This is a genomic window from Plantactinospora alkalitolerans, from assembly GCF_015690345.1.
In the GTDB taxonomy this organism is placed as follows: domain Bacteria; phylum Actinomycetota; class Actinomycetes; order Mycobacteriales; family Micromonosporaceae; genus Plantactinospora; species Plantactinospora alkalitolerans.
Genome location: NZ_JADPUN010000358.1, coordinates 1 through 7,775, shown reverse-complemented (window position 1 = coordinate 7,775; position 7,775 = coordinate 1). Strand labels below are relative to the sequence as shown.

Annotated in this window: 8 protein-coding genes; 6 read left to right on the top strand and 2 right to left on the bottom strand. The window is 71.1% G+C overall.

Annotated elements, in window-relative coordinates:
* The 6 genes from I0C86_RS37425 to I0C86_RS44135 all read left to right on the top strand — a co-directional run.
* Positions 1-389, top strand: a 389-nt coding sequence (locus I0C86_RS37425; protein ID WP_196206047.1) for a (2Fe-2S)-binding protein, incomplete at its 5' end; no start/stop codon positions are given.
* A complete protein-coding gene (locus I0C86_RS37420; protein WP_196206046.1) occupies positions 386-1,282 on the top strand; it encodes a dihydrodipicolinate synthase family protein in 897 nt (298 codons plus the stop codon). The genes I0C86_RS37425 and I0C86_RS37420, both read left to right, overlap by 4 nt.
* Complete coding sequence (locus tag I0C86_RS37415) at positions 1,275-2,279, top strand: proline racemase family protein (RefSeq protein WP_196206045.1); 1,005 nt, start codon at positions 1,275-1,277, stop codon at positions 2,277-2,279. Before I0C86_RS37420 ends, I0C86_RS37415 begins: the two co-directional genes overlap by 8 nt.
* Positions 2,280-2,466: 187 nt before the next feature.
* The gene (locus I0C86_RS37410; RefSeq protein ID WP_196206044.1) at positions 2,467-4,512 is read left to right on the top strand and encodes a M6 family metalloprotease domain-containing protein; all 2,046 of its coding nucleotides are present in this window, start codon (positions 2,467-2,469) and stop codon (positions 4,510-4,512) included.
* Between the two features lie 86 nt (positions 4,513-4,598).
* A complete protein-coding gene (locus I0C86_RS37405; protein ID WP_196206043.1) occupies positions 4,599-5,039 on the top strand; it encodes a hypothetical protein in 441 nt (146 codons plus the stop codon).
* Positions 5,036-5,638: a TlpA family protein disulfide reductase gene (locus I0C86_RS44135; RefSeq protein WP_196206042.1), complete on the top strand. Its 603-nt coding sequence runs from the start codon at positions 5,036-5,038 to the stop codon at positions 5,636-5,638. The genes I0C86_RS37405 and I0C86_RS44135 overlap by 4 nt, the downstream gene beginning before the upstream one ends.
* A gap of 30 nt (positions 5,639-5,668) precedes the next feature.
* Here I0C86_RS44135 and I0C86_RS37395 read toward each other — a convergent pair whose 3' ends face one another.
* Positions 5,669-6,901, bottom strand: coding sequence for a PP2C family protein-serine/threonine phosphatase (locus I0C86_RS37395; protein ID WP_323374095.1), 1,233 nt, complete (start codon positions 6,899-6,901; stop codon positions 5,669-5,671).
* Positions 6,898-7,701: an alpha/beta fold hydrolase gene (locus tag I0C86_RS37390; protein ID WP_196206041.1), complete on the bottom strand. Its 804-nt coding sequence runs from the start codon at positions 7,699-7,701 to the stop codon at positions 6,898-6,900. Before I0C86_RS37390 ends, I0C86_RS37395 begins: the two co-directional genes overlap by 4 nt.
* Positions 7,702-7,775: the final 74 nt, after the last annotated feature.

Genomic DNA, 7,775 nt, shown 5'->3' with positions numbered 1-7,775 from the left:
ACGCCGGACTGGCCCGGGCCGTCGCGCCGGTCGCCCGCCGGGCGGTCCGGCAGCGGCGGTTCGCCGCCGCCCTGCACCGGGCGCATCCGGTGCCGGCAGGCTGGACCGGCTGGCTCACCGACGACACGGTGGTGTGCCGCTGCGAGGAGGTGACCGCCGGCCGGCTGCGCGCCGACGTGGCCGCGTACGGGCTGGACGACATTCGCGCGCTGAAACTGGTCACCCGGATCGGCATGGGGCTGTGCCAGGGACGGATCTGTGGCCGGGCCGCCGCCTGCCTGCTCGCCGCCGCGTCCGGCCGCGACCAGCCGCCCGAAGGCTTCGCCAACCGTCAGATCGTGCTGCCGGTACCGCTGGGTGCCGTCGCCGAGGAAGGAACATCCCAGTGACAACTCGCAAACCGTGGCAGGGCGTCGTGGTCGCGATTCCCACGCCGTTCCGTGACGACCTCTCGATCGATTTCGACCGGCTCCAGGAGCACGTGACGTGGCTGGCCGACGAGGGCTGCCACGGGGTGACTCCGTGCGGTTCGCTGGGGGAGTACCAGAACCTCTCCGACACCGAACGTGCCGACGTCGTCCGGGCCGTCGTGCAGGCCGCACCGCCGGGCTTCTCCGTGGTGCCCGGCGTGGGCGGGTACGGCAGCCGCCAGTCCCGGCACTGGGCCGAGCAGGCGCAAAGCGTCGGCGCCCACGCGGTGCTGGCACTGCCGCCGAACACCTACCCGGCCCGGGACACCGACGTCCTGGCGCACTACCGGGAGGTGGCCGGGGTCGGGCTACCGGTGGTGGCGTACAACAACCCGTTCGACACCAAGGTGGACCTGACCCCCGAACTGCTCGCGGCCATCGCCGAGACCGACGGTGTGGTGGCGGTGAAGGAGTTCAGCGGTGACGTCCGCCGGCTGCACCGGATCCGGAACCTCGTCCCGCACCTGGACGTGCTGGCCGGGGCGGACGACGTACTCCTGGAACTGGTCGTGTGCGGCGCGACCGGATGGATAGCCGGGTTGCCGAACGCGCTGCCCCGAGCATCCGTACGCCTCTACGACCTGTGCCGGGCCCACGACCTGGCGGCGGCCCTGCCGCTCTACGCCGAGCTGCATCCGATCTTCGGCTGGGACTCCCGGCCGGAGTTCGTCCAGGCGATCAAGCTGGGCATGGAGCTGGTCGGCCGGTACGGCGGCCCGTGCCGGCCGCCGCGCGGCCCGTTGCCGGCGTCGGCGCGAACCCAGGTGACAAAGGACATGGAGCGGGCGCTGAAGGCCGACGCCGATGCGTAGCCGGCTGGTCCTGCACGCGGTCGACTCGCACACCGAGGGCATGCCCACCCGGGTCGTCACCGGCGGCGTCGGCATCCTGCCCGGCGCCACCATGCTGGAGCGGAAGCTGCTCTTCGAGCGGGACCGGGACGGCCTGCGCCGGCTGCTGATGTCCGAGCCGCGCGGACACTCGGCGATGTCCGGCGCGATCCTGCAACCGCCGACCCGGCCGGACGCCGACTACGGCGTGCTGTTCATCGAGGTCTCCGGCTGCCTGCCGATGTGCGGACACGGCTCGATCGGGGTGGCGACCGTGCTGGTCGAGACCGGGATGGTGCCGGTCGTCGAGCCGGTCACCACGATCCGGCTGGACACCCCGGCCGGGCTCGTGGCGGTGGAGGTCGCGGTGCGGGACGGCCGGGCGACGGCGGCGACCATCCGCAACGTGCCGTCCTTCCTGCTCGCCGCGGACCGGAAGGTGGAGGTGGGCGGGGAGGTCGGCACGATCCGGTACGACATGGCGTTCGGCGGCAACTTCTACGCCATAGTGGAGGCCGCCGACCTGGAACTGCCGGTCGAGCCGGCGGCCGTACCCGAACTTCTCCGGCGCGGGCTGCGGATCATGGACGCGATCAACGCGCAGGCACCGCCCCGACATCCGACCATCCCGGTCATCGACGACTGCCGGCACGTGCAGATCGTCCAGGCCGGCACGGACGGTGCGGACGCCCGCAACGCCGTGGTCATCCACCCGGGCTGGGTGGACCGCTCGCCGTGCGGCACCGGCACCTCGGCGCGGATGGCCCAGCGGCACGCCCGGGGCCTGCTGGGCCTGGACACGCCGTTCGTCAACGAGTCGGTGATCGGGACCCGGTTCACCGGCCGGCTGGTGGAGACCACGACGGTCGGCGACCTGCCCGCCGTGATACCCACGGTGACCGGACGGGCCTGGATCACCGGTACGGCGCAGTACCTGCTCGACCCCGAGGACCCGTTTCCCGAGGGTTTCCGGATCTGACCCGCCCCGTTCGCCCGACGGTCGCTCCTGCACGTGTCGCAAGTGGTCGATCCACCTACCGACATCTGCACGGTGACCGCCGGAGGGTCCGGCTCATAGATTCGCGTTCGGCACGATCGTGGTTGACCAGCGCGTTCTCGGGTGCGCCGCCGGCCGCCATCCCCGACCGAGTACGAGAGGTGACCGCATGCACCTACTGTCCTCCAGACGTACGGCCCGGCGCTCGGTGCTGGTCGCCGCGGTGGTGACGGCGCTGGTCGCCGCCGCGGCCGCGACACCGGCGACCGCGGCACCGGGCAATCCCAGCGGCGGCACCGGCCCCTTCGAGGTGCTGGACCCGCAGTCCTGGCAGAACCCGGACACCATGACCTGGGACGACTACGTCGCCGTGCCGAACCGGAACTGGGCCGACCCGGCCGTCTCCGGCTCGGTCCGCGACTTCAGGATCGCGCTGGTCACGCTCGACTATCCGGACCAGCCGTTCGTGGTGACCCAGCGGGCCCGCTCGACGGTGTTCGGCAATCCCCAGTCGACCGCCGCGAACATCCCCCGGGACCAGGTCGCCGGGTTCTACACGGACTTCCTCAACACGCCGAACGACCTGAACAAGGGCCACACCCTGCACGAGTACTGGATGCAGGACTCGGGCGGCCGGTACGGGGTGGACCTGGCCGGGTTCGGGCCGTACGAGATGCCCGCCAAGTCCTACCAGTACGGCATCGACAACGGCTTCAACCCGGGCGCCTGCCCGAGCGGCGAGCAGTGTGCCAGGAACATCCGCACCGACGGGCTCGGCGCCTGGCGGGCGGCGGTCGGCGAGGAGGTGGCCAACTCCTTCGAACTGGTCTTCATCCTCTCCGCCGGGCAGGACGAGTCGTCCACCTGGCAGGAGTTCGGCCAGATGATGTTCCAGACCAAGGAGGACGTGCCGGACGCGTGGGGCCCGCCGGACCCGGCCCTGCCGAACTACGCGCGTACCCGCTACGTCGAATGGACCTCCTGGAAGGCCGCCTCGACCATCTGGCCGAACGCGGGCGGTGGCTCGTCGACCCAGGCGGAGAGCTCCGGCATGGGCGTGTACGCCCACGAGCTGAGCCATCTGCTGAGCATCGGCGACAACTACAACAACCCGTACGGCGAACCGCTGCGTCGGGCCTACACCGGCATCTGGAGCATGATGTCGCGCGGCTCGTTCAACGGGCCCGGCGGGCCGCACACCCGCTGGCAGATCCCGCCGGTCAACGGTGGCTCGATGGGCTCGCTGCACACCGTCCGGGACAAGGTGAAGATCGGTCTGCTCGGCGAGGAGCACCTGCTGCGGCTGTCCCGGGAGGCGCTGGCGTCCTCGGGCGTGGTCGTCGCGACGGTGACCGCGCGGGCGGTCGAGGCCGGCCCGAAGGGGCTGACCGGAATCAACATCGCGATGAACAAGGACCTCTCGCCGACCTGTGACACCAGCACCGATCCGCTCTGCGACGGCGGCAGCTACAACAACTACACGGTCGAGGCGGTGGACCGGATGGGCGCGGACTCGTTCACCCCGGACAGCGGCGTGCTGGTGTCCAAGACGAAGAACGCGGACAGCGCGCCGTTCGTCTGGGTGGTCGACGCCAACCCGCAGGACATCGACATGGTCGACTTCTACCAGCCGAACGGCACCCCGCAGAAGATCACCATGGGGGACTACCGGCAGTTGTCCGATGCGCTGTTCCACGCCGGCACCCGCTCCGGCAGCGAGTACGAGTACGTCGACCAGGCGAACCGGCTGCACTTCTACGTACTCGACCTGAAGCGGGACGCCGACGGGGTGCTGTCGTACACGGTGGCGGTCCGCTCGCTGGACGGCGACGGCGGTTCGAGCAGCCACGGGGTGGCGATGTCCAAGGGTGAGGTGACGACCGCGACCCGGCCGACCGCGCGCGGCGTGACCTGCTCCTTCACCCTGACCAACACCGGTGCCTACTCCGCCGGTGGGCAGCGGCACCCGGAGGACGTGAGTGCCTACCTCAAGTCCGACGTGTACCGGCTGTCCGCCTCGGTGAACGGCAAGGGCTGGCGGGTGGAGGTGCCGAACGCGCTCGCCACGGCCGGGTTCGGCCGCTCCACGACGGTCCGGGTGTCGGTCGGGGCGACCCCCGCCGCGACCCAGGCGGGGATCGTCAAGCTCACCGCGACCTCGGAGAGCGATCCCGCGAAGACCGTGACCAAGCAGTGCCGGGTCGAGAAGTCCTGACCCGTCCGCAGTGACGTCGCAGGGGCGGTGTGCGGATCACCCGCCCCTGCGACGGCACCCCGACCGCGACCATTTCCGGAGGAGACGTGCGGCGCTCGCGCTACGGTCGCCTGGCAGCGCTGCTGCCGCTGCTGCTGTCCGGTGTGCTCGCCGGCTGCGGCGACGACGACGAACCCCGCGCCGCGAGAACGGTCCGGGTGCTGGTCCGGGACATCAACATCCGGCCGGAGGGCGTCGACTGCGCCGGTACCGGCCCCTACACCTACTTCCACAACAAGGCGCCGTACCGGGTCGTGGACTCCGACGGCGGGACGCTGGCCGAGGGCGTACTGCCGCCCGGCAAATCGGTCCGCACCTTCGAGGAGGACCTGGAAGTGGAGCGCATTCCGACGTTCTGCGAGTTCGCCGTCCCGGTCAGGGTGGCGCGCCGGGAGGCGTACCGGCTCGTCGTGGACGACCGTCCGCCGATCGATCTGACCGAGGACAGCAGTGCGGGGCCGGCGCTGGTCGCCGTGGTGCCGTCGTGAGGTGGCCGCGCCGACGGACGGCACCGGTCGTCGTCGTGCTTGCCGTGGCCGTCGCGCTGGTGGCCGGCGGTTGCACCTCGGGCGGGAACGATCCCGGTCCGGCACCGACGCTGGCCGGTGGGGCGGCCGCCCTGCCCGGACCGGTGCCGGGTGGTCTCGCGCTGCGGCCGGCGCCCACCGACTCGCCGGTTGCGCCCCGGGTCGCCGGCACCCTCACCGACGGCAGCCCGCTCGCGGTGGCAGACCTGTGGGCCGAGCGCCCGGTCGTGCTCACCTTCTTCAGTTCCTGGTGTACGACCTGCGCACAGCGCCAGGACGGGTTCAGCGAGCTGGCCCGGGGCTACCGGGACAGGGTGGTCTTCGTCGGGGTGGCCGGCGAGGACGAGCCGGACGGCGTGCAGGCGTACCTGCGCGAGCACCGGGTGGAGTACCCGGTCGTGCTGGACGACACCGGCACCATCTGGCGGTCGTACGCCGTCCGCGAGCCGCCGGCCGTCGTGGTGGTCGCCAAGGGCGGCGCCCTGCTGCGCGGCTGGCCCGGCGGGGTGGACGCCGCAGCCCTCGACGGCGCCCTCCGCGAGCTGGTGCTCGCCCCCTGACATCGCGTCGACCGCGACCTGGGCGGGGCGTCAGCGAGCCCTCATCCCGAGTGCCATCACGGCGACGTCGTCGTCGGGGCCGTCGCCGAACCTGGCCAGCAGGTCGGTGAGGGCCGCGACGACGGCCGGAGCGGTGGTCGGTGACAGGTCGTCGACGAAGGCGAGGAGGGCGTCGCTGCCGTACCTGCCGTCGGGGGTGTCGGCACGGGCCTCGGTCAGCCCGTCGCTGTAGAGGACCAGCGTGTCACCCGGTTCCAGCCGAACGGTCCGGGTGACGATGCGGGCCTCGGGAAGCACACCGACCAGGGTTCCTCCGGTGGTCGGCTGGTATTCGGCGGTGCCGTCGGCGCGGAGCAGCAGGGCCGGGGGATGGCCTCCGCTGGCGATGGTCGCGGTGTACCCCGCACCGTCCGGGACGAGGATGCCGAAGACGACGGTGCAGTGCCGGTGTCGCTCGGTACGGTATTCCTGGTAGAGCACGGAGTTGAGGTTGGACAGCACGGCGGCGGGGGTGGGGTCGTAGACGGCGGCGGCGCGCAGCGTGTAACGGGCCGCGGCGGTGACGGCGGCGGCGCCGATGCCCTTGCCGCACACGTCGCCGAGGAAGAATCCCCATCGGCCGCCGGAGAGCGGGAACAGGTCGTAGAAGTCGCCGCCCACCTCGTCGGGGGAGGCCATGTGGTAGTAGGCGGAGGTCTCCATCCCGGCCGGATCGGGTAGCGACGCCGGCAGGAGGCTGCGCTGGAGCCCACCGACGAGGAGCTGGAGACGCTCCCGTTCGCGTTCGGCGACCTGCCGGGCCCGCAGGAGTTCCTGCTCGTACGCCCGGCGGTCGCGGGCGTCGAACACGATGAGGCGAATCAGCATCGGTTGCCCGTCGCCACCGGTCTTGACGCTGGCCGTGACCAGCACCGGCATTCGCGCACCGTCCGCCGCCCGCAGTTCCAGGGCTACCCCGCTGATCTCGCCCTGCAGTTGCAGCAGCGGCGCGAAATGGGTCTCGTGGTAGAGCTTCCCACCGACGGTGAGCAGATCGGCGAAGCGCCGGTGCCCGACCAGTTCGTCGCCGCGGTAGCCGAGCCAGCGCAGCAGCGTGGCGTTGACTTTGACGATGGTGCCGTCCAACAGGGTGGAGAGGTTTCCACACGGCGCGTTGTCGTACAGGTCCTCGATGTTGTCCTCCAGCATGGCCGAGAACGCCGCGTCCGGCGAGCTGGCGGGTGGATCGGGGCATTCCGGAACCTGGCCGGCAGGACCGGTCACCGGTATGCGGCCGCGAAGGTCGCGATGGCTGCGGCGGTCGCCTCGGGCGCGCTCACCTGGGGGCAGTGGCCGGTGGCGTTCAGGGTTACCAGGCGACTGTCGGCGATCTGCGCGTGCACGAACTCGCCGACCTCGGGCGGGGCTATCGCGTCGTTGGCGCATTGCAGCACCAGCGTCGGCACGCTCACCTTCGCCAGGTCGGCGCGGTTGTCGGACAGGAAGGTGGTCCGGGCGAAGGCGCGGGCGATTGTCGGATCGGTGCGGCAGAAGCTGTTGGTCAACTCCTGGCCCAGTTCGGGTCGGTCCGGGTTCCCCATGATCACCGGACCCATCGCCGCCGACCAGCCGAGGTAGTTGCTGTCCAGGGAGTCCAACAGTTCCGCTATGTCGGCGTGGCTGAACCCGCCCCGGTAGCCGACGTCGTCGATGTAGCAGGGGGAGGGGGTCAACAGCACGAGGGCGGCGAACAGCTCAGGCTCCCGGTTCGCGGCCAGTACGCCGATCATTGCGCTGACCGAGTGCCCGACGAACACCACCCGCCGCAGGTCGAACTCGTGGCAGATCTGCAGCACGTCGTCGGCGTAGCCGTCCAGCGTCGCGTACCGGTCGGCATTCCATGCGGCCAAGTCCGACTTGCCGGAACCAACGTGATCGAACAACAGCAACCGGGATTGCTTTCCTAACTCGGGCATCACCCGTCGCCACATGTTCTGGTCACAGCCGAAGCCGTGCGAGAGCATGAGTACCTGGCCGTTCTCCCGACCGGCGAACGCGACATTGCTTCGCCTGCGTACATCCATGTGGCCATCCTCGCACCGGATGCCGACGTCGGTCATCCGGCGGGTCCCGGATGATCCACCGCCACCGCCACCGC